The following is a 24,210-nucleotide window of genomic DNA, read 5'->3' on the forward strand; positions in this document are numbered from 1 at the left end:
TCTACTCGGCCCGGACCAGGCGGAGCGCGAGTTCGGGACAGACCTTGACCGCCTTGAGCGCGCCCTCGCGCAGCCACGTCGGCACCGGGGTGGGCGGGAACGCCGGGTAGCCGTTGCCGTCGAGCCGGATGAAGTCGGGTACGACGTGCGCGCACAGCCCGTGGCCGTCGCAGCGTGACCAGTCCAGGGTGAGCTTCTGCGGGTTGGCGTCCGGCGCGCCCGGCAGGCCCATCATGCCCTTGACGCGTTTGCCGCAACCCTCGCCGGTGGCGTGCAGCCGCAGGTCGTCGGCGAACACCTCCATGGCGGACAGCGCGAACCGGGCGGTGCCGTCCGGGTGGCTGCACGCGCCGCGTCCCTTGACGTCGCCGGCGGCGGCCCGGACCAGCTCGACGGGTGCGCTGCCGGAGACCGCGAGGTCGACCGAGCGGGCCAGGTCGGGCAGGCCCATCTTGCACGGGCCGCACTGCCCGGCGGACTCGCCCGCCAGGTAGCGCACCACCTGCGCGGCCTCGCCGAGCGGGCAGGTGTCGGCGCCGAGCGGCACGATGATGCCGGCACCGAGCGTGCCGCCCACTGCGGTGAGCCCTTTGCGGGACACCTCGGCCCGCTCGGCGGCCGCCGCGGTGATCCACTTGCCGTGGTAGCCGCCCATCAGGATGCCCGGGCCGGGCGGCACCTCGCACAGGTCGAGGATCTCCCGCAGCGGGGTGCCGGCCGCGCACTCCACAACGGCGGGGCGCTTCGCCGACCCGGTGACTGTGAGCAGCACGGTGCCCGGCTCGTCGTCGGTGCCGAGCGCGGCGTACTCGTACGGGCCGATCCGGGCGGCGACGGCGAGCTGGGAGTACGTCTCGGCGTTCGACAGCAGTGTGGGCAGACCGCCGACGCCGGAGTCGCTGGAACGCTTCTTCGTGCCGGGCGGGATGTGCGGCAGGCCGTTGATGCCGTTGACCAGCGCGCCGCCCTCACCGGAGATGAACCGGTGCGGCACCGTGACGATGGTGGTCGGCACCGGCATCCGCCGTTCCTGCAACGCCTCGGTCAGCGAGGGCCGGCCCACGTCGTCGTCGGCCACCCCGATCACGATCTCCTCGGCGTCGAGCGCGAACGCGGCGAGCGCGGCGCCGTCCAGGATGAGGTGCGGGGCGCGGGTGAGCAGCACCTTGTCCTTCCAGCTGGCCGGCTCCCCCTCGGTGGCGTTGACCACCACCACGGCGCCGAGGTCCTGCCGCTCGCAGGACTCCAGCACGGCGCGCAGCTTGCGGGCGAACGGGAAGCCCGCGCCGCCCTTGCCCTTGAGGTCGATCGCCTCGGCGAGTCGCAGCAGCGCCGCCGGTTCCATCGGGCCGATCGGGCCGTGCACCTCCTCGTGGGCCAGCAGGTCGAGCCGGCCGAACTCGGCGAACCCGGCGGTCAGGCGGGGCTCGCCGACACAGGCGACCGGCGGGACCGTCGTGCGCGTCACCGGGCCTCACCTCGCAGCCCGGCCCAGTACGCGCCGTCGACCGCGTCCGCGTCGGCCCGCTTGCGACGGCCGGACCGGCTCTCCTTGCCCGCGCGCATCGCCCGGCGGGAGGCGAGGTCGACGAGCGTCGGGGTGTCGTCCACGAACGCCTCGTCGGCGGCGTAGCGGGCCGGCGGGCGCCAGTAGTCCGGCTCCTCCGGCACGTCCTCCTCGTCGCGGTAGCGGCGGCCGGACCCGCTGAGCGGTTCGGCCGAGAGCGGGGTGCCGGAGATCGGGCCGGCCGAGATCGGCTCACCGGAGATCGGGCGGCTCTCCCAGCGGCGCGGGCTGTCCCACGGCTCCTCCGGCTCGTCGGTCGCGCGCGGCGGCGCGGAGTAGCGGGCAACCTCGGCCGCGGTGGCGTACCGGCTGCTGTCCGGGGGTGCGGAGTGGCGGCCGCCGGTGTCCGGCGGCGCCGAGTGCCGGCCGCCGCTCTCCGGCGGAGCCGAGTACCTGGCGACCAGATCCTCGTCGTCCCGGGACCGGCGGCTCACCCGCTCCTCGTTCCGGGACCGGCGGGTCACGCGCTCCTCGTCGTCGCGGCGACGGCGGCGGGGCCGCTCGCCGTCGGTCCGGCGGGCCGGCGCCGCCTCCTCGTCGCGGGCGCGGACGACGGGCTCGCGCTCCTCGTCGCGGCGGCGGGCGGGCGCCTCCTGGGTGCGGGCGCGCCGGGCAGGCGCGTCCGGTTCGGCGTCGCGCCGCCGGGCGGCTGCCGCGCGGACCGGCTCGCGCAGCGACCCGGGTTCCGGCACCACGGGTACGGCGAACCGCTCCGGGTCGCGCCGCCGGGCGGTGCCCGCCGGTGCGGTCCAGGTGGCTGTCGCCTCGGCCCAGCGGCCCCGGCCGGTGCCGCTGTCCTCCTTGTCCGCGGCCTTCTTCCGGGTGAGCGCGGCGAACACGCCGGTACGCTCCTCGCCCTTGCCGGCCATCGCCTTGTTGAGCGCGACGGCCTGGTGCTGCTCGCGGCTGCGCTTGCCGAGGTGGACCGAGACGCGGACCAGCAGCGCCATCACCACCAGCACCACGCAGGCGAGGTAGCTCAGCACCACCCAGCCGGCGGCGGGCCGGCCGGCGTTGAGGCCGTGCACGAGCGCGAACGGCCAGGACACGTACGCCATCGAGTGCAGTCCGCGCCAGAACCACTTCGGGCCGACGCCGGCGAACCGGACCCGGATCAGGCCGGTCCAGAGCACGCCCACCATCAGCAGCGCGGCGACGGTGCCGAGCCCGATGTAGAGGCCGCTGCCGCTGATGAACGGCACCACCGCGTCGGTCGGCCCGGCCCGGCCGATCGCGACCTTGGTGATGACGTGGAAGACCAGCCCGGCCACGCCGAGCACGCCGGTGGCGCGGTGCGCCGACTGGAGCAGCACGCGGTGCCGGATGAGCAGCACCAGGCGGTCGGTGGCGAGCAGGCCCAGCATCACGGTGATGCTGAGCGAGACCAGGGCGACCACCCCGGCGAAGAACTCGGTGAAGAAGAATCCGTACGAGTACATGACGCCGCCGGCGCCGGCCAGCTCCACCCCGGCCCACGCGAGGCCGAGCGCGGAGGCGGTCAGCGCCACCATCGCGGACTTCGACATCGTCCGGGCACCACGACTGGTGGTGGTGGTCCGGACGGTCGTCGCCTTCTCGTTCTGCTGTGCCCGGGCCATCTGCTCCTCGATCGTCTCGCGGCGGCGCCCCCACCGGCCGACCCTGCTCCCACCTCAGGTACGGAGGGACGGCTCGGACGGATCACCTCCGGTGGCGAATTTCTCGGCCGGATTCTCGAACCGTCCGGACCGGACGCGCGTGTAGCGCCTGACGCAACGACGGATGCCCATGCGTTGACAGACTTTGCAACAGGCTCGTAACCTTGCCGCAAAATTTCAGGCTGGTTGCAAGAAGCCAGCACTGATACAGGCTCCACTCCCCCGCATCCCCGCACCCCGCAGGAGTCCTGATGCATCGACGCCGATGCCGCGCCGCCGCGCTCGCCCTGGGTCTGGCCGCGAGTCTGCTCGTCCCCCTCACCGCGGCGGCACCCCCGGCCGCCGCCGCCACCCCCGGCGCCAAGAAGGTCATCGTCCAGCTCTTCGAGTGGAACTGGACCTCGGTTGCCGCCGAGTGCACCAGCACGCTGGGCCCGAAGGGCTACGGCTACGTGCAGGTGTCCCCGCCGCAGGAGCACGTCAACAGCAGCCCGTGGTGGGTGTCGTACCAGCCGGTCAGCTACCGGATCGAGTCCCGCAAGGGCACCCGCGCGCAGTTCCAGTCCATGGTGAACACGTGTCACGCCGCGGGCGTCAAGGTGATCGTCGACGCCGTGGTCAACCACATGTCCGGGCAGGACAACGGCGGCACCGGCTGGGCCGGTTCGTCGTACGGCCACTACAACTACCCGGGCGTCTACTCGGCGCAGGACTTCCACTACTGCGGCCGCAACGGCAACAACGACATCGCCAACTACAACGACCGGTACGAGGTGCAGAACTGCGAGCTGGTCAACCTCGCCGACCTCAAGACCGAGTCGGAGTACGTGCGCGGCCGGCTGGCCGCGTACCTCAACGACCTGCTCTCGCTCGGCGTCGACGGCTTCCGGCTGGACGGCAGCAAGCACATGCCGGCGGCCGACATCGCCGCGATCAAGGCCAAGCTGTCCCGCAGCGCGTACCTGGTGCAGGAGGTCATCTACGGCGCCGGTGAGCCGATCCAGCCGACCGAGTACACCGGCAACGGCGACGTGCACGAGTTCCGGTACGGCAAGGACCTGGCCCGGATGTTCAACAACGAGCGCCTCGCGTACCTGCGGAACTTCGGCGAGTCCTGGGGCTACCTGTCGAGCGCGAAGGCGGTGGTCTTCACCGACAACCACGACACCCAGCGCGAGGGCGGCGTGCTCACCTACCGCAACCGCGGCACGTACGCGCTCGCCAACGCGTTCATGCTGGCCTGGCCGTACGGCACCCCGGCGGTGATGTCGAGCTTCACCTACAGCGGCCGGGACCAGGGCCCGCCCGCCGACGGCAGCAACCGGATCACCAACGTCACCTGCTACTCGGGCTGGGAGTGCGAGCACCGCTGGCCGGTCATCGCCAACATGGTCGGCTTCCGCAACGCCACCGAGGGCGCCGGGGTCTCCAACTGGTACGACAACGGCTACCAGCACATCGCGTTCAGCCGCACCGGCAAGGGCTACCTGACGATCAACGACGAGGACAGCGCGGTGAACGGCCGGTCGTACTACACCGGGCTGCCGGCGGGCCGCTACTGCGACGTCATCCACGGCACGTTCAGCAACGGCTCGTGCAGCGGCCCGGTGATCACCGTGGACTCGTCCGGCTGGTTCGCCGCGAACATCGCCCCGCACGACGGAATCGCCATCCACATCGGCGCGAAGCTCAGCTGAGCCACCCGGGCCGCGAAGCCCCCGTACCCGCAGTACCGGGTACGGGGGCTTCCGGTCGGTTACAGTCGGTTTCGTGCTTTTCGACCGGTTCGCCACGCGCCGGCCTCCCGGCTGGCTGATCGCCGCGCTCGCCGTACCGCTGCTGCTCGTCACCGCGCTGCTGGTCGGCCGCGCGCTCACCGCCGCGCCCGCGCGCCAGGCGGCGCCGCCCGCCGCCGCGCCCCCGGCCACGACCGCCGCGCCGAGCCCGTCGCCGGTGGAGTCGGTGCCGCCCGCCGCGCCGGCACCGGACGACCTGCCCGTGGTCACCTACGACCCGGCGCCGCGCGGCTTCCCGCCCGACCCGGACCCGGCCGACACCCGCCCGCTGAGCGAGGGGCTGCGCCCGAACCGGAACGTGGCCGCCTACGACGCACCGGGCGGCCGTCCGCTGGCGTTCCTCGCGCCGACCATCAGCGGCGTACGGCTCACCGTGCCGATCGTCGACCGCCGCTCCGGCTGGACGGCGGTGCTGCTGCCGTCGGCGAACCGCACCATCGCCTGGCTGCCGTCCGGCGGCTGGACCACTGTGGTGCTGCGCGACCAGATCGTGGTGGAGCGGCGCACCCACCGCCTCACCTGGAGCCGGGACGGGCGCGCGATGCGCACCTGGCCGGTCAGCCTCGGCATGTCCGGGCAGCTCACCCCGCTGGGCCGTACGTTCGTGCTGGGCCGCACCCCGCCTCCGGAGGCCGTCTACGGCGGCGTCGACATCTTCGCCCTCGGCGCGATCCCCGACGACCCGGGCGCGGTGCCGACCGGGCTGCGCGGGGCCCACATCGGCCTGCACAGCTGGTACAACGACGACACGCTCGGCAAGAACGTCACGAACGGCTGCATCCGGCTGACCCGCAGCGCCCAGCGCCTGCTGCTGACCGAGGTCGAGCCGGGCACCGCCTTCGTGGTGGTCGACCGCCTGCCCTGACCGGGCTCGGCCCGGCAGCCGGCCGTCGGCCCGGATCCGCTCAGGCCGTCGCGCCGCCGTCGACCGCGATCGACGCGCCGGTGATGTGCCGTCCGCCGGCGCCCACCAGGTGACTGACGGTCGCCGCCACGTCGTCCGGATCCGCGTACCGGCCGAGGGCGATGTGCGACCGCTGCCCGTCCGCGCCCGCGCTGTCCGCCGGGTTCATGTCGGTGTCGGTCGAGCCGGGCAGGATCAGGTTGACCGTGATCCCACGCGGACCGAGCTCGCGGGCGAGCGCCCGGGTCAGCCCGTTCACGGCGCTCTTGGTCATCGCGTACGCGCTCACCCCGGGTGCCGGGACACGGCTGGCGAAGCTGCTGCCGATGTTGACGATCCGCCCACCCGCGCCCATGTGGCGTACCGCCGCCTGGGTGACGAGGTAGACCCCGCGCACGTTCACCGCGATCGCCCGGTCCAGGGCCTCGAGGCTGACCGACTCGATCGGCCCACCCGCGAACACCCCGGCGTTGTTGACCAGGATGTCCAACCGCCCCAACTCGGCGACGGTCCGCTCCACGGCGCCGACCACGGCCGTCGCGTCGGTACTGTCCGCATTGATCGCCAGCCCGGTCCGGCCGTACGCCTCGATCTGGCTCACCACGGACTTCGCGCTGTCCTCCGCGGTGCGGTAGGTGAACGCGACGTGGATGCCGTCCTCGGCCAGCCGGCGCGCGACGGCGGCGCCGATACCCCGGCTCCCGCCCGTCACCAGGGCAACCCTGTCGGCAAGTCTGACCGTCATGCCGTCATCCTGACAGTCGACTCAGGACGCTGATCATCCGGGCCACCCGTCCGTTGCCTGTCCGTTCGATCAGACAGGATTGCCGGCACCCAGTCCGGGTACGCGCGGGCCGTCCAGCGGCGAAACGGGGAGACTAGACATGAGCGCACCGACGGGACGGGTCGACACGATCGTGCTCATCCACGGGCTCTGGATGACCTCGCGGAGCTGGGAGCACTGGGCGCAGCGGTACGCCGCGCGCGGCTTCCAGGTGCTCACGCCCGCCTGGCCCGGCATGGACCGCGAGGTGGAGGAGCTGCGGGCCGACCCGGCGCCGATCGCCGCGCAGCGGATCGCCGACATCGCCGACCACTACGAGGCGATCATCAGGGACCTGCCGCGCCCGCCGATCATCATGGGCCACTCGTTCGGCGGCCTGATCGCCCAGTTGCTGGCGGACCGCCGCCTCGGCGCCGCGGTGGTCGCCGTGCACCCCGCGCCGGTACGGGGCGTGCTCAAGCTGCCGCCCAGCACGCTGCGCTCCGGGTACTCCATCCTGCACAACCCGGCGAACCGGCACCGCGCGGTGCCGTTCACCCCGGAGGACTTCCGGTACGCCTTCGGCAACACCATCAGCCAGGAGCAGTCCGACGCGGCCTGGGAGCGGTACGCCGTACCGGGCGCCGGGCACGTGCTGTTCGAGGCGGCGTTCGCCAACCTGGATCCGAACTCGGCCACCGAGATCGACAAGAAGCGCAGCGACCGCGCCCCGCTGCTCATCACCGCGGGCGGCGAGGACCACGTGGTGCCCGCATCGCTGGCCACCAGCATCTCCAACCTCTACCGGAGTTCGACGGCGCTCACCGGCTACCGGGAGTTCCCCGGCCGGTCGCACTTCGTCGGCGGCGAACCGGGCTGGGAGGAGGAGGCGGACTTCGCGCTGGAGTGGGCGGTGGAGGCGGCGAACGAGTTCTCCCCGACAGTGGTCGCCGAGGCCCCTCGACGACGCTGACCACGCCCGACACCGCCGCAGACGTATATCAAGAAGCCGAGAAATTGATATCATCGCCTCGTTCGCCTGCTGGACGAGGAGGCACGCCATGTCCCGCACCATTCTCGATGTCGACGACGACCTCCTGGCCGAGGCCGCCGAGATCCTCGGCACGGGCACCAAGAAGGCCACTGTCAACGCCGCGCTGCAGGAAGTGGTCAACCGTGAGAAGCGCCGGGATTTCGCCGACTGGCTCAAGAGCGGCGGCCTGCCGGACCTCACCGACCCGGGGCAGGCGTCGAAGCCCGAAGCGGCATGACGCGGGAGCGCTACCTCCTCGACAAGTCGGCGCTGGCCCGGTGGCCGAAGCCCGCCGTGGCGCCGGTCCTGGACGAGTTGTCCGATCGCGGTCTGCTGGCGGTCTGCGGCGCCATCGAGATCGAGGTCATACACAGCGCCCGCTCGGCCAAGGACGCGAAGCGCGCTCGATGGCTGCTCCGCGGTTTCGACTGGCTCGCCATGCCCGACGACATCTGGGATCGTGCGATCGACATCCAGGTGCAGACGCTGCACAAGGGCAACCACCGCGCGCTCTCGATGGCCGATCTGCTGATCGCCGCGACGGCCGAACGGCATGGCGTGACCGTTCTGCACTACGACGGTGACTTCGACCTGATCACCGCGATCACCGGCCAGCCGACGACGTGGGTCGTCCCAGCCGGGAAGGCCGACTGACCGACTCCGGCCCTCGATGCCGGGTGGGCCGCCGGGAGCAGCGCCGAGGTGTCCAGGACGAGCCCGTTCACGCGCTGGCCGCCCCGTCGTCCCCGAACTGGCGCAGCCACTCACGTTCTCGACCACGGCTCGTGGATATTCCGCTTCCGGTTGCGGGCGTCCGACGCTGCTCCGGCGCATGCTCATCGCGGCCGGAACCGCCGAGAGCACTCACCGTCGTGTCCGGGCCGGAGCAGACACCGCTGCCCACCGGGCAGCAACCGGTCGCAGAACACCCAGTGCCGGACGTTCTGGTCGTCCTCCGCCGAGACAGTGGTGCCGCCGGGCTCGGTCTGTGGCAGGACGTGGGTCCAGTGCGCCACCACGCGGGCCAGCCGCTGAGCGGAGAGCAGGTCGTTGACGACGACCGGCAGGTGGATCACCCAGCGTTCGGTCACCTGTCGTATCCCCGTTCGTTGCGCGCCCGGGCCTGCTCCGACTGCCAGCGGCGCAGCGCGTTCTTGATCCGGTCCGTCTCGCGGCGGCTCTGCGCCAGCGCGTCGTAGACAGCGGCCAGGTCACCGGCGACGCGGTCGAGGAACTCCCGCACCTCCTGCGGGTCGAGCCCGCGCCGTCCCAGCGGGGTCGGCCGGAAGCTCCGCTCACGCACCTGCCAGGGGCGCAACGGACGGTAGGCCGACGAGCGGTAGCAGGTCGATCCGAGGACCGACCGCCGGCTACCTCGTCCCCGCCGAAGGAAGACGCGCATGACAAGACCTGCCTCTCACCATCGAGATCGAACCGTGGAAGGGGTGGGCCCACCGGCCCGCCCCGCACCGGCGGACCCACCCCGGCACCTGCCACCGCAGCCTTCGACCAGCAGTACGTCAGCAGGGCTCACATGGCCACTGAGCAGCAATAACTCCACAGTGGCCGCAGAGGCAGTGAAGCACCGCATCGGATCGAATGCAACGTCTAACAAAAGGTGTACTAGCAGCGCTGGACATCATTCATAGAACTCAGCGTGACGTGTCTATTGTTTCTGATACATGGGGGGCGCTAAATTGAGCGAGCGCGCGTCAACCGCTACCTGACCATCGGAGGCAGGGGTGTCACAGGCCGTAACGGGATCCACGATGCTTCGACGGCAGCTCGGCAGGAAGCTCGAATCACTTCGCAAGGCTGCCGGGCTGACGATGGAGAAGGCGGCCGAAGAACTGGACCGGGCGCGGGCAACCCTTTACCGCATTGAGAGCGGTGCCGAGAACGTCCGCTTCCGCGCAGCGGACGTCAAGGAGATGCTCAAGCTCTACGGAGCTTCCGAGGAAGACACCGAACTGGTCCTCGCGATGGCATCGGCCACGCGAGAGAACAAGAACTGGTGGCACGACTACATCGGCTCGGGCCTTCCGCGCTGGTTCCAGCTCTACATCGGCCTTGAAGCAGCGGCGTCCAGCATCCGGCAGTACCAAGCCGAGTTGGTTCCCGGCCTACTCCAGACCCGCGCCTACGCAGAGCAGCTCTTCCGGATGCCCGGCGGCGCCATCGAGGCAGGTGACCGCGAGGGCCAAGAGCGAGCCATCCAGCTCCGCGTGGAGCGGCAGGCACTTCTCACCCGCTTCTCCGCCCCACAACTCAGCGTGATAATCAACGAGGCGGTGTTGCGGCGTCCGGTTGGTGGAGCGACCATCATGACCGAGCAGCTACACCAGATCCTGAAGGCCGCAGAGCTACCCAACGTAACCGTGCAGGTTCTAGCTTTTTCTTCCGGGCTGCACGCCGGAGCGATGGCCGGGGCTTTCTCGATCCTGGAATTTCCGCGAGACAGCAGCGGCAAGGAGGTGGAACCGCCGGTGACATACCTGGAAGCCGCTACCGGTGCCATCTACCTCGACAAGCCACACGAGACCGACGCCTACAACACCATCTGGACTGACATAGCGAGCCGCGCGCTGAGCGAGTCCAAGTCGAAGAGCCTGATCCAGCATGTCGCAGAGGAGTACTCCCGTGCCTGACCTGACCGGCGCCGCCTGGCGCAAGTCGACCCGCAGCAACAACGGCGGGGAGTGCGTGGAGGTGGCCGACAATCTCCCCGACGTGGTCGGCCTGCGCGACAGCAAGAACCCCGCTGGCCCGGCCCTCGCTTTCCCGCCGGGCACTTGGGCCGCCTTCATCCGGGCCGTCAAGAGCGAGACGCTGAGCCGCTGACCGTTGCCCGCGCCTACACCGGAGCGGCGGCATCATGATCTCACCGGACTCAGGCTCAGAGCGTGTCATAGACATCGCCACGATGGCCGAGGTGAACCACGAGGACGATCAGTTCACGATCGCGGACGGTGTAGATAATGCGGTAGTCACCGACCCGTACGCGCAGTAGACCGGGATGCCCGGCTAGCGCCTTCACCCCGGCCGGACGGGGCTCGATGGCCAGCGAGGCGAGGACGTCGACAAGGCGGGCCTGCACGGGTCTATCGAGTTTGCGCAGCAGCTTGGCAGCGGCTCGATCGACCCGGACGGCGAAGACCGGCTCCGGTGGCAGCGTCACAGGCCGAGCTCGTCGCGCAGGTCGGCCAGCGGGACGGGGGTGTCGCCGGCGTCGATACGGGCCAGGGCATCGCGGGCCGCCGAGACATCTGCGGCGTCCTCGGCTCGCTCGATCGCTTCGGCAAGCTCGGCGGGGACGATGGCCGCCAAGCGCTGCCCCCGGCGGGTCACGTAAGTGATCCGCCCGGCGTAGTGGGCACGCGACACGACATCCGCGAGGCTGTCTCGGGCATCGGAGATCGGCAGTTCGGCGGCGGGCTCACTCATATCCCGATCGTACAGCTCGTACGACTCGTACAAGTGCAAAAGTGCCGCCTGCCGGCCCTGGTGTGCGGGTGGGTGCGCCGGGTATGACGGGAACATGAGGGCGAGTTTCCGTCTGGGTCGAATCGCCGGCGTACCGGTCGGCGTCAACTGGAGTGTCCTGGTCATCTTCGTGCTGATCGCGTGGGCGCTGTCGGCGAGCCTGTTCCCTTCCTCGTACCCCGGTCACTCCCCCGTCGCCTACATCGCGGCCGGCCTGGCCGCCGCTGTGGTCTTCTTCCTCGGCCTGCTCGCCCACGAGGTGGCGCACGCGGTGGTCGCCAAGCGCAACGGCATCGAGGTCGAGGGCATCACGCTGTGGCTGTTCGGCGGCGTCGCCGAGCTGAAGGGCGAGGCGAAGAACCCCGGCGCCGAGCTGCGGATCGCCGGGGTCGGGCCGCTGGTCAGCCTGATCATCGGCGTGGTCTTCGCGGCTATCGCGGTGGCGGTCGCGGTGACGGCCGGGGACGGCCTGCTGCTCGGCGCGCTGTCCTGGCTCGCGGGCATCAACGTGCTGCTGGCGATCTTCAACGTGCTGCCCGCCGCCCCGCTCGACGGCGGGCGGCTGCTGCGCGCGGCGGTCTGGAAGTTCACCGGCGACCGGACCAAGGCGTCTGTGGTGGCGGCCCGCGCAGGCTGGGTGCTCGGTGTCGTGCTGATCGGGCTGGGGCTGTGGCGGTTCTTCACCGGCGCCGGGTTCGGCGGGCTCTGGCTGGCGCTGATCGGCTGGTTCCTGCTCGGGGCCGCCGGCCAGGAGGAACGCGCCGCCCGGATGGGCGACGCGCTGCGCGGCATCCGGGTGGGCGACGTGATGACGCCGCAGCCGCAGACCGCGTCCGGCGACGTCACAGTGGCCGACTTCGTCGACCACTACCTCTTCGCGTACCGGCACTCGGCGCTGCCGCTCACCGTCGACGGCAGGCCGGTCGGTCTGGTCACGCTCGATCGGGTACGCGGCATCGCGGCGGACCGCCGCGCCTCGACCACGCTGGCCGAGGTGTCCTGCCGGGCCGACGAACTGGTGCTCGCCCGCCCGGACGAACAGCTCACCGACCTGCTCCCCCGGCTCAACGAGTGCACCGACGGCCGGGCGCTCGTGGTGGTCGACGACCAGCTCGTCGGAATCGTCTCGCCCAGCGACATTAGCCGGGCGGTCCAGCGTGGCAGCCTCCGCCAGCAGGTGCCGGCCAGGCGGTAACTCAGTCCCGGGGGAAGTAGCGGTCCATCTCGGCGGTGCGGAACTTCCCCTTCGGGTCGAACTCGCGCAGCAGCGCGGCGAAGTCGGCGTGCCGGGCGTACGCGGCGGCGGGATCGCGCTCGAACAGCTTCCCCCAGTGCGGGCGCGGCGCGAACGGGGCGAGCCGCTCCTCCACCTCGGCCAGCACCGGCGCGACAGCCACCGGGTCACCGATCCAGGTGAAGTGCAGCGCCAGCGAGTCGCGCCGGAAGTTCGGGCTGAGCCACAGCTCGTCGGCGGCGATCGTCCGCAGCTCGCAGATCTGGAGCACGGCGGCGATCCGGTCGGCGACCGGGTCGAGCGCGGCGAGCGCCGCCGACGCGTCGGCCCGGGCCACGTGCCACTCCGACTGCAACTCGTCGCCGCTGCTCGGGGTGAAGCCGAGCCGGAAGTGCGGCAGCCGATCGTGCCACGGCCCCGGCTCACCGAGCTGCGCGGTGCAGTGCTCCGGCGACATGCCGGGCACCGGGTGCCGGGGCGAGTCGGCGGCCACCGTGTCCAGCCAGTCGGCGGGCGGCGGGGCCTGGTCGGCGTACTGCTTGACCCACACCTGGTCGAAGCGCTCCGAGCGCCACGAGGTGAAGACGCTGACGCTGTACGCGGCGTCCAGCGCCTCGTCCAGCGCCGCGCGGGGCAGGCCGAGACGGACGTGCTGGCGCACCGCGTACGTGGGCACCACGTCGAGCGTGAGCCGGGTGACCACGCCCAGCGCGCCCAGGTTGACCACCAGCCCGGCGAACCGCGGGTCACCGCGGTCCACGGTGATCAGGTCGCCGTCGGCGGTGACCAGTTCCAGCGCGGCGACGGCGGCGGCGAGGTTGCGGTTCCGCGCTCCGGACCCGTGGGTGGCGGTGGCGACCGAGCCGGCCACCGAGATGTGCGGCAGCGAGGCGAGATTCGCCAGCGCGTACCCCTGAGCCTGGAGCGCGGTGGCCAGGTCGCCGTAGCGCAGGCCGGCCGCGACGGTGACCGCGCCGCGGTCGGGGTCGAGCGCGACGGTGGGCGGCAGGCCGTCCAGCGCGACCTGGGTGCCGGTGGTGTCGCCGAGCCGGTTGAACGAGTGGCCGGTGCCGACGGCCCGGACCAGGTCGGCCTCCGCGACCAGCCGGCGCAGCTCGTCGGTCGAGGTCGGCCGCGATCGGGTACGCGCCGACCAGCTGACGTTTCCGGCCCAGTTGGTGTCCGTCATGCGCTGCATCATCCGCCATCATGCGGCGGCAGGGTTGCCCCGGCCACTCGGCGGGAATCCTGGCGGGATGAGCAGCTACCGCGACCCGAGCCTCCGCGGCGACGTGTACCCGTCGGAGGAGGAGATCGACCCGACCGGCGTGGACCCCGACGCTGCGGAGATGCCGCCCGCCGCTGTGGGGATGGCGCCCGCCGCTGCGGGGATGCCGCCCGCCGCCGTGGGGGTGACGCCTGCCGCTGTGGGGATGGGGCCTGCCGCGACCGCGCCGGTGCCGGGGCCCACGCCGGAGCCCGAGCCGGACCCGGTGCCTCATCCGGGGCCGCCGCCGCGCCAGGCGTCGGGCCGGTCGATCGTGACCCGGCACCTGGACGGTTCCGTCGAGGTGGTGACCGACCTGGACGGCGACGGCGTGGCCGACGTGGTGCAGGTCGACCTGGACGGCGACGGAGTGCCCGACGTGACGTACCTGGACAGCAACCGCGACGGCCGCCTCGACACCGTCCGCCGCGCCACAGCGAGCTGACCCGTCCGCCGCCCGCCCTCACGCCCCGCCCCGCCCCGCCCCGACCGGCTCGGCCCGCCCCGGCTCGTCGATCTTGGAGTTGTGGCGCCCGGATTGTCGCTCAGGCGAGGCTTGTCAGGTGCCACAACTCCAAGATCGACGGGGACGGCCGGGGCGGCGGGGCCGGGCCGCAAAGGGGCGGGCGAGCCCGGGTCAGAGCTGGGGCATCACCTCGGCGGCTACCAGCTCCAGGTGGTCCAGGTCGGTCAGGTCAAGCACCTGGAGGTAGGCGCGCGAGCTGCCCGCCTCGGCGTACCGGCCGAGCGTGTCGACCACCTCGGCGGGCGTGCCGGCGGCGCCGTTGGCGCGCAGCTCGGCCGGGTCGCGCCCGATCGCCTCGGCGCGGCGCTTCACCTCGGCCTCGTTGCGGCCGCAGCAGAGCACGAGCGCGTTGGACCAGGTCATCGTGGACGGATCGCGGTCGATCTGGGCGCACGCGTCGCGTACCCGCCCGAACTGCGCGACGGTGTCCTCGACCGAGGCGAACGGCAGGTTGAACTCGTCGGCGTACCGGGCGGCCAGGCGGGGCGTGCGCTTCGGGCCCATGCCGCCGAGCAGGATCGGCGGGCGGGGGCGCTGCACCGGCTTGGGCAGCGCGGGCGAGTCGCTGACCGGGTAGTACGTGCCGGGGAAGTCGAACGTGGAGCCCGCCGGGGTGGACCAGAGCCCGGTGATGACGGCGAGCTGTTCCTCCAGCCGGTCGAACCGCTCCCCCAGCGACGGAAACGGGATGCCGTACGCGGAGTGCTCCTCGGCGTACCAGCCGGTGCCGATGCCCAGCTCGACCCGGCCGCCGCTCATCTGGTCGACCTGCGCCACGGTAATCGCCAGCGGGCCCGGCAGCCGGAACGTGGCGGCGGTCATGAGCGTGCCGAGCCGGATCCGGGTGGTGTCGCGGGCCAGCCCGGCGAGCGTGGTCCACGCGTCGGTCGGGCCGGGGTCGCCGCTCACCGAACCCATCTTCAGGTAGTGGTCGGAGCGGAAGAACGCGGCGAAGCCGGTCTCCTCCGCGCGGCGGGCCACGGCGAGGAGCTGGTCGTATGTGGCCCCCTGCTGGGGCTCGGTGAAGATCCGCAGTTCCATCCCCCGAGCATATGGAGCCCGCCGGGCCGGGGCGGCGCGACCTGTCATTCCTTGCCAGGCATATAACCGATGAGGCATATTGCGAGGGTGACCGTCGACGCCTTCACCGTGCTGGCCGAGCCCTCCCGGCGCCGCATCCTCGACCGGCTGCGCCGGGCGGAGAGCAGTGTCGGCGAGCTGGTGGACGCGCTGGGCATGAGCCAGCCGACGGTCTCCAAGCACCTGCGGGTGCTCCGCGACGCCGGCCTGGTCACCTGCCGTACGGCGGCGCAGCGTCGGATCTACCGGGTCAACGTGGCGCCGCTACGCGCAGTCGACGACTGGCTCGGGCCGTACCGGTCGATGTGGACCGCGCATCTCGACGCCCTGGAACGCCATCTCGACAGTCAGGAGTGACAGATGGACCGCGACACGTTCCGTCCCGGCCCGCTCGCCCGGGTGCATCTGGAACCCGCGAACGACAGGTGGGACCTGGTCTTCGTCCGCGCCCTGCGGCACCCGCCGGAGACGGTGTGGGCCGCGCTCACCGACCCGGATCAGCTCGCCGCGTGGGCGCCGTTCCTGGCCGACCGCGACCTGGGCCGCACCGGTGACGCCGTACTCAGCACCGTCGACGGCGAGCAGGCCCACCCGGCGCCGGCCCGGGTGCTGCGCGCGGACCGGCCGCACCTGCTGGAGTACACCTGGGGCGACGACCTGCTCCGCTGGGAACTGGCCCCGACCGGCGACGGCACCACGCTCACGCTGCGGCACCGGGTCGGCCGGCCCGACCTCGCCCCGATGACTGCCGCCGGCTGGCACCTCTGCCTGGACGTCGCCGCCCATCTGCTCGACGGCGACCCGGTCGGCCCAATCCGGGGCGCGGAGGCCAAGGACTTCGGCTGGGCGGAGCTGCGCGACGCGTACGCCGAACGCCTGAACCGCGACTGACAACGGTCGTCACGCGGTCCGGCGGCGCAGCCACCCGGCGGCGCCGCCGACCAGCGTCGTCCCGATGGTCGTGCCGATGGCCACCAGCGCCGCCCCGACCGCCCACAGGCCGGTGTCGTCGGTCGAGGCGGCGTGCACCGCCCACGGGACGGTGAACGCCACTGTCATCACCGTTGCCACCAGCCAGATGTTCAGCCACCAGCCGCCTACCGCGGCCAGCGCGCCCAGGGTCAGCACCGCGGCGGCGACCTGCCAGACCGCGTACGGCCCGCTCATGTCGCCGGTCTGCGGGTCCACGGTCCAGCCGGACTCCCAGCTCAGCCAGGCCACCCAGGCGCCGGCCGTGGCCAGTGCCAGGAGCAGACCGCCGAGCAGCGTACGTCTCGTTGTCACGCATTCGATCCTGCCCGGCCGACGGGCCGGGCGAATGAGCACGCGTACTCGATTCCGCCGCCGCTCTCTCATCCCCCGTCCGCCGCAACGTGGCAAGATCGCGGGCGTGACGAGTGTGTCCCGCCCGCTGCCACGGCTCGTGGAGGCGGAGGCGTTCGCGGACGTACCCGCCGAACGGCTCCTGGCGGTGCTGGAGGCGGTCACGATGGTCCTCACGCTCCCCCACCGCGCCGCCGAGCGGGTGGACGCGCTCGTGGTGCCCACCGGCCAGGGCGAGGACTGGCGTCTCACCGACGCGATCCGTGCCTGGGAGACCGGCCCGGCGCTGCGGCACCTGCTGGTGGCGAACACCGATTCGGCCGAGCGGACCTACCGCCCGCTCACGCTCGACCGGTTGCGCGGGCTCGGTCTGCGCCGGACCGGCGGGGTAGTTCTCCAGGCCGAGCCGGTCACCGGCACCGGCCGGCAGGCCACGTGGATCGCGGAGCAGGTGCGGGCGCTCGGCGTCGGCAGCGTCGCGCTCGTCGTCTCGCCGTACCACCTGGTCCGGGTCTATCTCACCGTGCTGCGGGCCTGCGACGACGCCGGTCTGCGGATCCCGATGGTCCCGCTGCCCGTGGCTGTCGCACCGGACGCCCCCGTGCCGGAGACCGGCGCGGCCGGGTACGACCTGGTGGCCGGCGAGGTCAGCCGACTGCTCCGCTATCCCGGCCAGGGCTGGATCGCCACCCCGGAACGGCTACGCGACTACCTGCGCTGGCTCTGGTCCGAGCACCGCCCTCTGCTCACCGGCGCCTGAGGGTTCGCCACCTCGGGACGCATCGAGCGGGCTACGCGTCGGGGATGCGAACCGTGAGCACCCGGGTGAGGACGCGGAAGCCGGCCGCGTCGTACATGCGGCGGGCCGGGTTGCCGTCGACCACCGACAGGCCGACTGACGGCAGCCCGACCTCCCGCGCGCCGCGCAACGCGTGCACGAGCAGCGCCCGGCCGAACCCGCGCCGCTGTGCGCGGGGCGCCACACCCAGGTTGAGGATCCAGACGCAGTCGTCGTCGGTCCACGGCACCGGCCCGGCGCACAGCACGTGCCCGGCGCTGCGGCCGTCCGGGTCGATCAGCCGGGCCGAGGCGGGCACCAGGGGTGGCACCGGCTCGCCGGTGTCGAACATCGCCCGTACCTCTTCGGTATCGCTCGGCTGCCAGCGGCCGTCCGGGTGGTCCGGGCCGTACGCCGCGTCCAGCCCTTCGGCGAGGTCGTCGTCCCAGCCGGGGGCGCCGAGCGACCAGCCGTCCGGCAGCGCCACCGGTTCGGGTACGCCGGTCAGGTCGTGCCGCATGTCGGTGGCGGCCCGGTCCAGCTTCAGCCCGTCGGCCACCAGTGCCGCCGCCAGCGCCTCGTCCGGCGTCTCCAGCCGGTGCCCGGCCAGGTCGCGCCGCACCTGCGCGACGAGCCGGGTGAGCGGCGCCTCGGGCAGCGGCCGGACGTCGGCCGCGACCGCCGTGCCGTCGTCGTCCCGCAGCCGCATCCGGGCCAGCGGGGTGTCGTCGTCACCGAGCAGCAGCGAGTCGTGGAGGTGTTGTCGTACCGGCATTCGCGGCAGCGTACCGGGCGCGCCCCGCTCCCGCTCCCCGCCGATCTTGGACTTGTGGCGCCTGAATCGCCCGTCTCAGCCGCATTCGTTCACGACCACAACTCCAAGATCGACGAGGAGCACCCGCGGGCGGGAGGGTGCGGGCCTAGGGTTGGGGGGTGAGCAGGATCGATCGGGGCAGCAGGACGATCGCCGCGCCACCGGCGGCGGTGTACGACGCGCTCGTCGACCGGGCCGCCCTGGAGGCGTGGTTGCCGCCGGACGGGATGCGCGGGCGGATCGAGCGCTGGGATCCACGGCCGGGCGGCGGGTTCCGGATGGTGCTCACCTACCTCGACCCGGCCGGCAGCCCCGGTAAGACGTCGGACGCGACGGACGTGGTCGACGTCGGGTTCGCCGAACTCGTACCGGCACGCCGGGTGGTGCAGACGGCCGTGTTCCAGGCCGACGACCCGGCCTACGCGGGCACCATGACCATGACCTGGCACCTCGCGGCGGCAGGCGACGGCACCGCTGTGACGGTCACCGCCACCGGTGTGCCGCCGGGCATCGACCAGAGGGTGCACGAGGAGGGCATCGCGTCCTCGCTGGCACACCTGGCCGCGTACCTCGAACCGGGCGCCTGACCCCGGCGGAGGCCGGGAATGGCGGCGGCTTTTGCGGGTAGCCGCCGGCGGTGACCGGGCAGCGGGCGGGGCGCGGCGGCCGGCGGGGGTCGTCGCGGCGCGCCGGCCTGGACGCGGAACGGTTCGACGAGGCGTGGGAACGCGTGAACGAGCGCGGCCGGGCCGCCGGGCGGGACCGGATGCAGCAGTTGCGGATCAAGTCCGTACTCGCCGTGCAGGCCGGACTGGCGGCGGCGCTGGCCTGGGCCGCCGCGCGCTGGCTCACCGGCATGCCGAGCCCGATCTTCGCCCCGGACGCGGGCGTGCAGGTGCATGTCGTGTCGTCCGTCGTCGTGCACGGCCGCGCTGCGTTCGGCTAGGGTGCGCCTGTGGCAGTGACGGCAGCGGGCGTCTTCCGGCGTACGCCGCAGGAACGGGCCGACCAGCGACTCGCCTGGGAACGCGCCGACCAGCCGTTCTTCGCCGCCGGGGCCTGCCACATCCTGGCCTGGGTGTGCCGGGACACCTACCCGGATCGGCCGATCGGTCTCGCGGGGTTGCGGTTCGCGGGTCAGAGCCAGGTCTTCCACGTGTACGCGACCTGGGCGGACCGGGCGTTCGACCACGCCGGCTGGAACCCGGAGGCGGATCTGCTCGCGGCCAACCGGGAGTTCGAACGGCGCCCCCTGGAGCGGATCGCGATCGTCGACGATCTCGCCACCTTCTGCCGGGAGCACTTCTCCCGCATGCCACACCAGTACTGGGGTGATCCGCTCCCCCGCGCCCGCGACTACGTGAACCGGCACGCCCCACCGTGGGAGTGACGCCGAACGTCGGTAGGGCCGTCTCTCTCCCCCCGGCTCGGATCGGCCGGGCGTACCCGCATGGACTGACCGCGCCGAGGGCCGGGCCCGCCACGGTCGGGGCGGGCCCGGCTCTCGCACCGGCCCGGAGGGTGCCGGCGTACGACGGTCAGCGCCTGATGGGGCTGGGCGACGGCATCGCACCGCCCGGCGGGCTCGTGCCCTCCGGGCCTACCGGGACGGGCGACGGTGCGCCCGGGCGAGTCGGGTCCGCGCCGTCCGGCATCCGCCGGCCGTCCGGGCCGACCGGGACGGGCGACGCCAGGCCCGGTGGGGCCGGAACGGGCTCGGTCCGGTCCGGCTGCGGGGCGCTCGTGCCCGGCTGCGGCGAGATCACCGGATCGTCGCCGCGGCCGGCGTAGGCGAACGGCGCGCCGATCACCAGCACCGCCAGGATGCCCGCCGCACCTGCCGCCACCGTGTTGCGTCGACGGTTACGCACGCGCCGTTCCGCCCTGGTCAATGAGTCCTGCACAGTCGGTGCCTCCTCGGCGATGTCGGTGAGGGTGGAGCGGAGCAGACCTTCGAACGGATCACTCATCGCCGCATCTCCAGAAGCTCGCTGTCCGGCAGGATCTGACGCAGTCGGGTGACCGCCCGGTGGGTCCGGCTGCGCACCGTCCCGACCGAGCAGCCCAGCAGTTCGGCGACCTGGGCCTCCGGCAGGTCCTCGTAGTAGCGCAGGACCACGACGGTGCGCTGCGCGGGCGGCAACTCCCACAGCGCCGCCCGCAACGCCAGCCGGAGATCCGTACCGCCGGCCGGGTCGGCCACCACCGGCTCGTGCACGCCGGCCGGTGACTCCCGGCGACGACGCAACCGCCGCCACCAGCTCACCTGCTCCCGGTACATGACGGCACGGAGGTAGCCCTCCGGGTCGGCGTGCCGGATGCTCCGCCACTTCGGAATGATCTTCGACAGCGCCGACTGGAACAGATCCTCGGCACTGCTGCGATCACCGGTGAGCAGGTAGGCGACCCGTATCAGCGCCGGGGCACGGCTCGCCACGAACTCGGCCAGCACCGCCCGCTCGTCCTCGTCCACCGCACCACCCTCGTCTCCTCGTTCACCAGTGACAGACGCCGGACGGCACCGCCGCTATCCCGGGATCGGCGAAACGGTTTCCGCGAGCGTCGGCACCGTCCCCGGTCCAGGCTCGGCCCCGCCTACACTGCGCCGCGTGGACCAGACCGCACCGCACACCGTCAGCTCGATCGCGTACGACCTGCGCGCGCTCGGCATCGTCCCGGGTGACGTTCTGCTGCTGCACTCGTCGTACCGGAGTCTCGGGTTCGTCGCCGGTCGCACCGAGGCGGTGGTGCGGGCGCTGCTGGCGGCGCTCGGGCCGGAGGGCACCCTCGTCGTGCCGACGCACACCCCCGAGAACACCGACCCGGCCGAGTGGCGGCATCCGCCCGTACCCGAGGCGTGGTGGCCGGTCATCCGCGAGCAGACGCCCGGCTTCGACCCGGCGTGCACGCCGAGCCGGTGGATGGGCGCCGTCGCCGAGACGGTACGCACCTGGCCGGGCGCCCGCCGCAGCGACCACCCGCAGGTGTCCTTCGCCGCGCTCGGCGCGCACGCCGCCGACGTCGTGGAGGGACACCGCCTCGACGACGCGCTGGGCGAGCACTCACCGCTCGGCGCGGTGTACCGGCTCGACGGCAAGGTGCTGCTGCTCGGCTGCGACCACAGCTCCAACACCTCGCTGCACCTCGCGGAGTGGCGGCAGGCGTCGCCGCCGCGGGCGGTGACGGGCTCGGCGGTACGGCTGCCGGACGGCACGAGCCGGTGGACCACGTGGACAGACGTCGTCACCGACGAGGACGACTTCGACCGGCTGGGCGCCGACTTCGAGGCGACAGGCGGCGCGACGACCGGCCAGGTCGCCAGCGCGACGGCACGGCTGATGCGCCAGCGCGCCCTGGTCGACTTCGCCACCGCCTGGATGGCCACGAACCGCGCGCACTGACCTTCCGCCTCGGGCGGGCTTTTCGTCGATCTTGGAGTTGTGGCGCCTCGGATGTCCCGCACGCGGCTTTTGTGAGGTGCCACAACTCCAAGATCGATGTAGCGAGGGCGCCGGGAACGACGGGCTGCGCGTTCAGTCCGGCGGCTTGGGGGCGAAGGGGTTACGGCGGGGCTGGCGTAGTTCCCACTCCGCCGGGCAGAGGTGGGTCCACGCGGCTCCCGTCACCGATCGCCGGTCGGGCAGCTCGTTGCCCCAGGCCGGCAGGCGGTTCTCGACCTGCCGGACGTAGCGCTCGTAGACGACAAGCTCGCGGTACTCCGGATCGTGCCGCCAGAGCGCGTACGGCTGCTCGCGCAACCAGTCGCATGCCGCGTCGCCCTCGGCGACCAGATCCGCGGTCGGCGGCAACACCGCCAGCGGCCGACCGTTCTGCCGGTCGCCGTACTGCTTCAGGTACGCCAGGTATCCGTCCTCGTCCCGAGGGTGGGTCACGTGGACGCCGACGACGGTCACCGGCAAGGCGAGCAGCGCGGTCACGGCCAGTGCCGACACCACCCACAGGCGTCTGTTCACGCGGCAACCATAGACTGCGGTGCATCTGTCCGCCGCCCCCTGGCAGCGGCGCGCCACGCCTACGATCTCGCGCATGAAATCGCCGCGCCTGCGCCTTCTCAGCTGCCTCGCCGTTCCGTTGCTGGCAGCCTGCGCCGCCGAACCGTCCGAGATGGTGGCGGAGGTGCCGCCGACGTACACCTGCTGCGAGGACCTGGACGTCGACAAGCCGTACCAACCGGGCCAGACCCTGACCGTCCACTGGACGGTCGAGTCCCCGGACGAGCCGGGCTCCACCTCGCCGCAGGTCGAGTTGACCGCACGGCTGACGGGCCCGTACGGCACTGTGGACGACCTCAAGGCCGCTTCGGCGGTGCCCGGGCTGGTCACCTTCACGGCGACACCGGTCCGGCCGACCGGCACTCCGGGCGAGCGTCCCGTCAGCACGATCGTGATCGGTCCCGACGCCGAGCCGGGCTTCTACGACCTGGTCACCTCAGTGATCGACGGAGGCAACGCCACGTCCAGTGGCAGCAGCATCGTGCGGGTCGTGCCCGAGCGATGAGCGCCGGCTTCCAGGAGCAGGCATCTCCCGAGGTGGCCCCGGCTCGGCGCGGCACCAACCGCAGGCGTGAGTTGGGTAGAGCGCTTCCGACGGGCCCGGCCCTCGCCGTGGTAGAGGTCCGCCCGGTCCTGGAAGCCCATGACCCGGGCGAGTTCATCAGTGGAATGCGCGGGGCCACCCCACTCGGCCAACCCGCGCCGTAGCAGGAACCGCTGATCCGAAGTGAGATCAACCGTTACGACGTCAGCAGCGCTCATGCGCGCGATTGTCACCCGGGCGGTCCATCTGGTTGATGGCCGCCACTGCGTCCGACATGTATCGTCACGCTCCCGCAAGATCGCGAGATGGGATACGACGTGACGGTACGACGGTTCGGGCTCTACGTGGCGGTCGCTGCGATGCTGCTCACCGCCTCGGCGTGTGGCCGCGCCGACGAGACGCCGGGCACGCCCACCGCCGTGGCGGCGAGCACCGATACGGAGTCACCCACTCCCATGCCCTCGGCGCCGACGGCCACACCGAGCCTCGCGCCCGAGCCCTCGCCGACCCTCCGCCCCTCGCAGACCTCACGGTCCTCGGGGACTCCCCGGTCCTCGACGGCCCCCGCGGCCGCGCCCACGACCAGGAAGGCCACGCAAGTGGCCACCACCAGCAGCAAGGCGGCCTGCACCACCGTCAGAGGTCCCTTGGAGAAGGCCATCGCCGGCCTGATCATCCTGGTCGGGGTCGCCTCCAGTTCGACAGTGGAGGCCGAGCTCGTCAACGCCCGGGCGGAGGCGTCCACCCGATTGGTCAACCTCGAGGCGGTGGCGAACAGGGTGGCCGGCGAGCAGACCGACCGCACGCTGCGGAAGAAGTTCCAGGTGCTCACCATGGCCGCAGGCCGGAAGGACGTCGAGGTCCGCTCGATCAAGCCCAAGCTCGAATATGCGGAAGCGATCGTGAAGGTGGCGAGCGACACAGGCGACCTGGAGAGCGCGGTCGACAAGCTCGAGCCGGACTGCGGCAGGTACTGGTAGCTCGGCTGAGCAGGGCGTTTCGCGTGGCGGGGCGGGCGGCATCGAACGCATCCCGCCTTTCGGTACGGTGACGCTTCACGGGTCGCGCCCCAACCGTCGAAGGCATCGCCGTTCAGGAGGTGACGCGCGTGCGATGGACCAGCCGCATGTTGTGGTGGCCGCTCAGCGTCTGCCTGATGGTGACGCCAGCAGCCTGTACGTCCTCAAGCGGTTCCGGCCAGGGTGAGGCCCGACCACCCGCACCAACTGCATCTCTGGGTACTGACCCGAGCGCGTCCCCGTCAACTGACGGGAGCGCCAGGCAGGAGTCATGCACCGTATCGGTCGATGCGATGCAGGAACCGCCGGCGGGTTATCGGCTCGTGGGAGAGGACGTCGCGGTACCTGACCGGCCGGTGCTTCAAGCAGAGGAATCGGGGCAACCGGACCCGGCAGCCCGGCTGTTCGCCAAATGGGGATTGGTCGTAC

Annotated in this window: 33 protein-coding genes; 18 read left to right on the forward strand and 15 right to left on the reverse strand. The window is 72.2% G+C overall.

Annotation, left to right across the window (positions count from 1 at the left end; all coding sequences use genetic code 11):
• Position 1: 1 nt before the first annotated feature.
• Together MICAU_RS23605 and MICAU_RS23610 are read right to left on the reverse strand one after the other, a co-directional pair.
• Positions 2–1,468: an NADH-quinone oxidoreductase subunit NuoF family protein gene (locus MICAU_RS23605; RefSeq protein ID WP_013287862.1), complete on the reverse strand. Its 1,467-nt coding sequence runs from the start codon at positions 1,466–1,468 to the stop codon at positions 2–4.
• The gene (locus tag MICAU_RS23610) at positions 1,465–3,165 is read right to left on the reverse strand and encodes a hypothetical protein (protein ID WP_013287863.1); all 1,701 of its coding nucleotides are present in this window, start codon (positions 3,163–3,165) and stop codon (positions 1,465–1,467) included. Before MICAU_RS23610 ends, MICAU_RS23605 begins: the two co-directional genes overlap by 4 nt.
• Positions 3,166–3,455: 290 nt before the next feature.
• On the opposite strand from MICAU_RS23610, the gene MICAU_RS23615 reads away from it, so the two are divergent.
• Together MICAU_RS23615 and MICAU_RS23620 are read left to right on the forward strand one after the other, a co-directional pair.
• The gene (locus MICAU_RS23615) at positions 3,456–4,901 is read left to right on the forward strand and encodes an alpha-amylase (protein ID WP_013287864.1); all 1,446 of its coding nucleotides are present in this window, start codon (positions 3,456–3,458) and stop codon (positions 4,899–4,901) included.
• A 73-nt stretch (positions 4,902–4,974) separates the two neighbouring features.
• Complete coding sequence (locus tag MICAU_RS23620; protein ID WP_013287865.1) at positions 4,975–5,865, forward strand: L,D-transpeptidase; 891 nt, start codon at positions 4,975–4,977, stop codon at positions 5,863–5,865.
• A 40-nt stretch (positions 5,866–5,905) separates the two neighbouring features.
• Here MICAU_RS23620 and MICAU_RS23625 read toward each other — a convergent pair whose 3' ends face one another.
• Complete coding sequence (locus MICAU_RS23625) at positions 5,906–6,649, reverse strand: SDR family NAD(P)-dependent oxidoreductase (RefSeq protein ID WP_013287866.1); 744 nt, start codon at positions 6,647–6,649, stop codon at positions 5,906–5,908.
• A gap of 139 nt (positions 6,650–6,788) precedes the next feature.
• Here MICAU_RS23625 and MICAU_RS23630 point away from each other — a divergent pair, with 139 nt between their 5' ends.
• The 3 genes from MICAU_RS23630 (at position 6,789) to MICAU_RS23640 (ending at position 8,354) form a co-directional block, all read left to right on the forward strand.
• Entirely contained in the window at positions 6,789–7,640 is an 852-nt protein-coding gene (locus MICAU_RS23630; protein ID WP_013287867.1) for an alpha/beta hydrolase, read from the forward strand.
• An 88-nt stretch (positions 7,641–7,728) separates the two neighbouring features.
• Positions 7,729–7,938 (forward strand): type II toxin-antitoxin system VapB family antitoxin, encoded by a 210-nt coding sequence (locus MICAU_RS23635; RefSeq protein WP_013287868.1) that lies wholly within the window; start codon positions 7,729–7,731, stop codon positions 7,936–7,938.
• Positions 7,935–8,354 carry a PIN domain nuclease gene (locus MICAU_RS23640; RefSeq protein ID WP_013287869.1) on the forward strand — a complete coding sequence of 140 codons (420 nt, stop codon included), beginning with the start codon at positions 7,935–7,937 and terminating at the stop codon, positions 8,352–8,354. The genes MICAU_RS23635 and MICAU_RS23640 overlap by 4 nt, the downstream gene beginning before the upstream one ends.
• Positions 8,355–8,536: 182 nt before the next feature.
• On the opposite strand, the gene MICAU_RS23645 is transcribed toward MICAU_RS23640, so the two are convergent.
• Both MICAU_RS23645 and MICAU_RS23650 read right to left on the reverse strand, forming a co-directional pair.
• Entirely contained in the window at positions 8,537–8,791 is a 255-nt protein-coding gene (locus tag MICAU_RS23645) for a hypothetical protein (protein WP_013287870.1), read from the reverse strand.
• A complete protein-coding gene (locus tag MICAU_RS23650) occupies positions 8,788–9,102 on the reverse strand; it encodes a DivIVA domain-containing protein (protein ID WP_013287871.1) in 315 nt (104 codons plus the stop codon). Before MICAU_RS23650 ends, MICAU_RS23645 begins: the two co-directional genes overlap by 4 nt.
• 367 nt (positions 9,103–9,469) lie before the next feature.
• Between MICAU_RS23650 and MICAU_RS23655 the strand changes: the two genes are divergently transcribed.
• Positions 9,470–10,348: a helix-turn-helix domain-containing protein gene (locus tag MICAU_RS23655; RefSeq protein ID WP_174361729.1), complete on the forward strand. Its 879-nt coding sequence runs from the start codon at positions 9,470–9,472 to the stop codon at positions 10,346–10,348.
• Entirely contained in the window at positions 10,341–10,541 is a 201-nt protein-coding gene (locus MICAU_RS23660) for a DUF397 domain-containing protein (RefSeq protein ID WP_013287873.1), read from the forward strand. Before MICAU_RS23655 ends, MICAU_RS23660 begins: the two co-directional genes overlap by 8 nt.
• A gap of 55 nt (positions 10,542–10,596) precedes the next feature.
• On the opposite strand, the gene MICAU_RS23665 is transcribed toward MICAU_RS23660, so the two are convergent.
• Positions 10,597–10,878, reverse strand: a complete 282-nt coding sequence (locus MICAU_RS23665) for a type II toxin-antitoxin system RelE family toxin (RefSeq protein WP_083791345.1) — start codon at positions 10,876–10,878, stop codon at positions 10,597–10,599.
• Positions 10,875–11,144, reverse strand: a complete 270-nt coding sequence (locus tag MICAU_RS23670; RefSeq protein WP_174361730.1) for a type II toxin-antitoxin system prevent-host-death family antitoxin — start codon at positions 11,142–11,144, stop codon at positions 10,875–10,877. Before MICAU_RS23670 ends, MICAU_RS23665 begins: the two co-directional genes overlap by 4 nt.
• 94 nt (positions 11,145–11,238) lie before the next feature.
• On the opposite strand from MICAU_RS23670, the gene MICAU_RS23675 reads away from it, so the two are divergent.
• A complete protein-coding gene (locus tag MICAU_RS23675; protein WP_013287876.1) occupies positions 11,239–12,378 on the forward strand; it encodes a site-2 protease family protein in 1,140 nt (379 codons plus the stop codon).
• A 1-nt stretch (position 12,379) separates the two neighbouring features.
• On the opposite strand, the gene MICAU_RS23680 is transcribed toward MICAU_RS23675, so the two are convergent.
• Positions 12,380–13,606, reverse strand: a complete 1,227-nt coding sequence (locus MICAU_RS23680; protein WP_013287877.1) for an FAD-binding protein — start codon at positions 13,604–13,606, stop codon at positions 12,380–12,382.
• Between the two features lie 67 nt (positions 13,607–13,673).
• On the opposite strand from MICAU_RS23680, the gene MICAU_RS23685 reads away from it, so the two are divergent.
• Positions 13,674–14,129, forward strand: coding sequence for a hypothetical protein (locus tag MICAU_RS23685; protein WP_013287878.1), 456 nt, complete (start codon positions 13,674–13,676; stop codon positions 14,127–14,129).
• 192 nt (positions 14,130–14,321) lie between these two features.
• Here MICAU_RS23685 and MICAU_RS23690 read toward each other — a convergent pair whose 3' ends face one another.
• On the reverse strand, positions 14,322–15,251 hold the full coding sequence (locus MICAU_RS23690) for an LLM class F420-dependent oxidoreductase (RefSeq protein ID WP_013287879.1): 930 nt from the start codon (positions 15,249–15,251) through the stop codon (positions 14,322–14,324).
• An 87-nt stretch (positions 15,252–15,338) separates the two neighbouring features.
• On the opposite strand from MICAU_RS23690, the gene MICAU_RS23695 reads away from it, so the two are divergent.
• Together MICAU_RS23695 and MICAU_RS23700 are read left to right on the forward strand one after the other, a co-directional pair.
• Positions 15,339–15,647, forward strand: a complete 309-nt coding sequence (locus MICAU_RS23695; protein WP_174361732.1) for an ArsR/SmtB family transcription factor — start codon at positions 15,339–15,341, stop codon at positions 15,645–15,647.
• 3 nt (positions 15,648–15,650) lie between these two features.
• The gene (locus MICAU_RS23700; protein WP_013287881.1) at positions 15,651–16,181 is read left to right on the forward strand and encodes an SRPBCC family protein; all 531 of its coding nucleotides are present in this window, start codon (positions 15,651–15,653) and stop codon (positions 16,179–16,181) included.
• A gap of 9 nt (positions 16,182–16,190) precedes the next feature.
• On the opposite strand, the gene MICAU_RS23705 is transcribed toward MICAU_RS23700, so the two are convergent.
• On the reverse strand, positions 16,191–16,574 hold the full coding sequence (locus MICAU_RS23705) for a hypothetical protein (RefSeq protein ID WP_013287882.1): 384 nt from the start codon (positions 16,572–16,574) through the stop codon (positions 16,191–16,193).
• A gap of 106 nt (positions 16,575–16,680) precedes the next feature.
• Between MICAU_RS23705 and MICAU_RS23710 the strand changes: the two genes are divergently transcribed.
• Positions 16,681–17,373: a hypothetical protein gene (locus MICAU_RS23710; protein WP_013287883.1), complete on the forward strand. Its 693-nt coding sequence runs from the start codon at positions 16,681–16,683 to the stop codon at positions 17,371–17,373.
• Between the two features lie 31 nt (positions 17,374–17,404).
• On the opposite strand, the gene MICAU_RS23715 is transcribed toward MICAU_RS23710, so the two are convergent.
• Positions 17,405–18,166 carry a GNAT family N-acetyltransferase gene (locus tag MICAU_RS23715; protein ID WP_013287884.1) on the reverse strand — a complete coding sequence of 254 codons (762 nt, stop codon included), beginning with the start codon at positions 18,164–18,166 and terminating at the stop codon, positions 17,405–17,407.
• Positions 18,167–18,324: 158 nt separating this feature from the next.
• Here MICAU_RS23715 and MICAU_RS23720 point away from each other — a divergent pair, with 158 nt between their 5' ends.
• Genes MICAU_RS23720 through MICAU_RS23730 form a run of 3 tightly spaced genes read left to right on the forward strand, consistent with a single transcriptional unit; the run spans position 18,325 to position 19,595 of the window.
• Positions 18,325–18,792, forward strand: coding sequence for an SRPBCC family protein (locus MICAU_RS23720; protein ID WP_013287885.1), 468 nt, complete (start codon positions 18,325–18,327; stop codon positions 18,790–18,792).
• Between the two features lie 50 nt (positions 18,793–18,842).
• Entirely contained in the window at positions 18,843–19,151 is a 309-nt protein-coding gene (locus tag MICAU_RS32870) for a hypothetical protein (RefSeq protein ID WP_013287886.1), read from the forward strand.
• 9 nt (positions 19,152–19,160) lie between these two features.
• The gene (locus MICAU_RS23730; protein ID WP_013287887.1) at positions 19,161–19,595 is read left to right on the forward strand and encodes a hypothetical protein; all 435 of its coding nucleotides are present in this window, start codon (positions 19,161–19,163) and stop codon (positions 19,593–19,595) included.
• Positions 19,596–19,743: 148 nt separating this feature from the next.
• Here the strand turns inward: MICAU_RS23730 and MICAU_RS23735 are convergent, their stop codons facing one another.
• Together MICAU_RS23735 and MICAU_RS23740 are read right to left on the reverse strand one after the other, a co-directional pair.
• Positions 19,744–20,175 carry a hypothetical protein gene (locus MICAU_RS23735; RefSeq protein WP_013287888.1) on the reverse strand — a complete coding sequence of 144 codons (432 nt, stop codon included), beginning with the start codon at positions 20,173–20,175 and terminating at the stop codon, positions 19,744–19,746.
• Positions 20,172–20,678, reverse strand: a complete 507-nt coding sequence (locus MICAU_RS23740) for a SigE family RNA polymerase sigma factor (protein ID WP_013287889.1) — start codon at positions 20,676–20,678, stop codon at positions 20,172–20,174. Before MICAU_RS23740 ends, MICAU_RS23735 begins: the two co-directional genes overlap by 4 nt.
• A gap of 136 nt (positions 20,679–20,814) precedes the next feature.
• On the opposite strand from MICAU_RS23740, the gene MICAU_RS23745 reads away from it, so the two are divergent.
• The gene (locus MICAU_RS23745) at positions 20,815–21,606 is read left to right on the forward strand and encodes an AAC(3) family N-acetyltransferase (protein ID WP_013287890.1); all 792 of its coding nucleotides are present in this window, start codon (positions 20,815–20,817) and stop codon (positions 21,604–21,606) included.
• Positions 21,607–21,738: 132 nt separating this feature from the next.
• On the opposite strand, the gene MICAU_RS23750 is transcribed toward MICAU_RS23745, so the two are convergent.
• Positions 21,739–22,179: a DUF732 domain-containing protein gene (locus tag MICAU_RS23750; protein WP_244879665.1), complete on the reverse strand. Its 441-nt coding sequence runs from the start codon at positions 22,177–22,179 to the stop codon at positions 21,739–21,741.
• 73 nt (positions 22,180–22,252) lie between these two features.
• On the opposite strand from MICAU_RS23750, the gene MICAU_RS23755 reads away from it, so the two are divergent.
• Positions 22,253–22,723, forward strand: a complete 471-nt coding sequence (locus tag MICAU_RS23755) for a hypothetical protein (protein WP_244879666.1) — start codon at positions 22,253–22,255, stop codon at positions 22,721–22,723.
• Positions 22,724–23,102: 379 nt separating this feature from the next.
• Here the strand turns inward: MICAU_RS23755 and MICAU_RS33210 are convergent, their stop codons facing one another.
• On the reverse strand, positions 23,103–23,357 hold the full coding sequence (locus tag MICAU_RS33210; RefSeq protein ID WP_244879667.1) for a hypothetical protein: 255 nt from the start codon (positions 23,355–23,357) through the stop codon (positions 23,103–23,105).
• A 4-nt stretch (positions 23,358–23,361) separates the two neighbouring features.
• Here MICAU_RS33210 and MICAU_RS33215 point away from each other — a divergent pair, with 4 nt between their 5' ends.
• A complete protein-coding gene (locus tag MICAU_RS33215) occupies positions 23,362–23,742 on the forward strand; it encodes a hypothetical protein (RefSeq protein WP_244879668.1) in 381 nt (126 codons plus the stop codon).
• The last annotated feature ends 468 nt before the right edge of the window (positions 23,743–24,210 follow it).

Source organism: Micromonospora aurantiaca ATCC 27029 (assembly GCF_000145235.1).
Classification (GTDB): Bacteria; Actinomycetota; Actinomycetes; order Mycobacteriales; family Micromonosporaceae; genus Micromonospora; species Micromonospora aurantiaca.

Bases quoted from the DNA above. Each gene is read 5' to 3' on its own strand.
- MICAU_RS23610 (WP_013287863.1), bottom strand. From the start codon at position 3,165: ATGGCCCGGGCACAGCAGAACGAGAAGGCGACGACCGTCCGGACCACC.
- MICAU_RS23615 (WP_013287864.1), top strand. From the start codon at position 3,456: ATGCATCGACGCCGATGCCGCGCCGCCGCGCTCGCCCTGGGTCTGGCC.
- MICAU_RS23625 (WP_013287866.1), bottom strand. From the start codon at position 6,649: ATGACGGTCAGACTTGCCGACAGGGTTGCCCTGGTGACGGGCGGGAGC.
- MICAU_RS23630 (WP_013287867.1), top strand. From the start codon at position 6,789: ATGAGCGCACCGACGGGACGGGTCGACACGATCGTGCTCATCCACGGG.
- MICAU_RS23635 (WP_013287868.1), top strand. From the start codon at position 7,729: ATGTCCCGCACCATTCTCGATGTCGACGACGACCTCCTGGCCGAGGCC.
- MICAU_RS23640 (WP_013287869.1), top strand. From the start codon at position 7,935: ATGACGCGGGAGCGCTACCTCCTCGACAAGTCGGCGCTGGCCCGGTGG.
- MICAU_RS23650 (WP_013287871.1), bottom strand. From the start codon at position 9,102: ATGCGCGTCTTCCTTCGGCGGGGACGAGGTAGCCGGCGGTCGGTCCTC.
- MICAU_RS23655 (WP_174361729.1), top strand. From the start codon at position 9,470: ATGCTTCGACGGCAGCTCGGCAGGAAGCTCGAATCACTTCGCAAGGCT.
- MICAU_RS23670 (WP_174361730.1), bottom strand. From the start codon at position 11,144: ATGAGTGAGCCCGCCGCCGAACTGCCGATCTCCGATGCCCGAGACAGC.
- MICAU_RS23675 (WP_013287876.1), top strand. From the start codon at position 11,239: ATGAGGGCGAGTTTCCGTCTGGGTCGAATCGCCGGCGTACCGGTCGGC.
- MICAU_RS23680 (WP_013287877.1), bottom strand. From the start codon at position 13,606: ATGACGGACACCAACTGGGCCGGAAACGTCAGCTGGTCGGCGCGTACC.
- MICAU_RS23685 (WP_013287878.1), top strand. From the start codon at position 13,674: ATGAGCAGCTACCGCGACCCGAGCCTCCGCGGCGACGTGTACCCGTCG.
- MICAU_RS23690 (WP_013287879.1), bottom strand. From the start codon at position 15,251: ATGGAACTGCGGATCTTCACCGAGCCCCAGCAGGGGGCCACATACGAC.
- MICAU_RS23700 (WP_013287881.1), top strand. From the start codon at position 15,651: ATGGACCGCGACACGTTCCGTCCCGGCCCGCTCGCCCGGGTGCATCTG.
- MICAU_RS23715 (WP_013287884.1), bottom strand. From the start codon at position 18,166: ATGCCGGTACGACAACACCTCCACGACTCGCTGCTGCTCGGTGACGAC.
- MICAU_RS23735 (WP_013287888.1), bottom strand. From the start codon at position 20,175: ATGAGTGATCCGTTCGAAGGTCTGCTCCGCTCCACCCTCACCGACATC.
- MICAU_RS23755 (WP_244879666.1), top strand. From the start codon at position 22,253: ATGAAATCGCCGCGCCTGCGCCTTCTCAGCTGCCTCGCCGTTCCGTTG.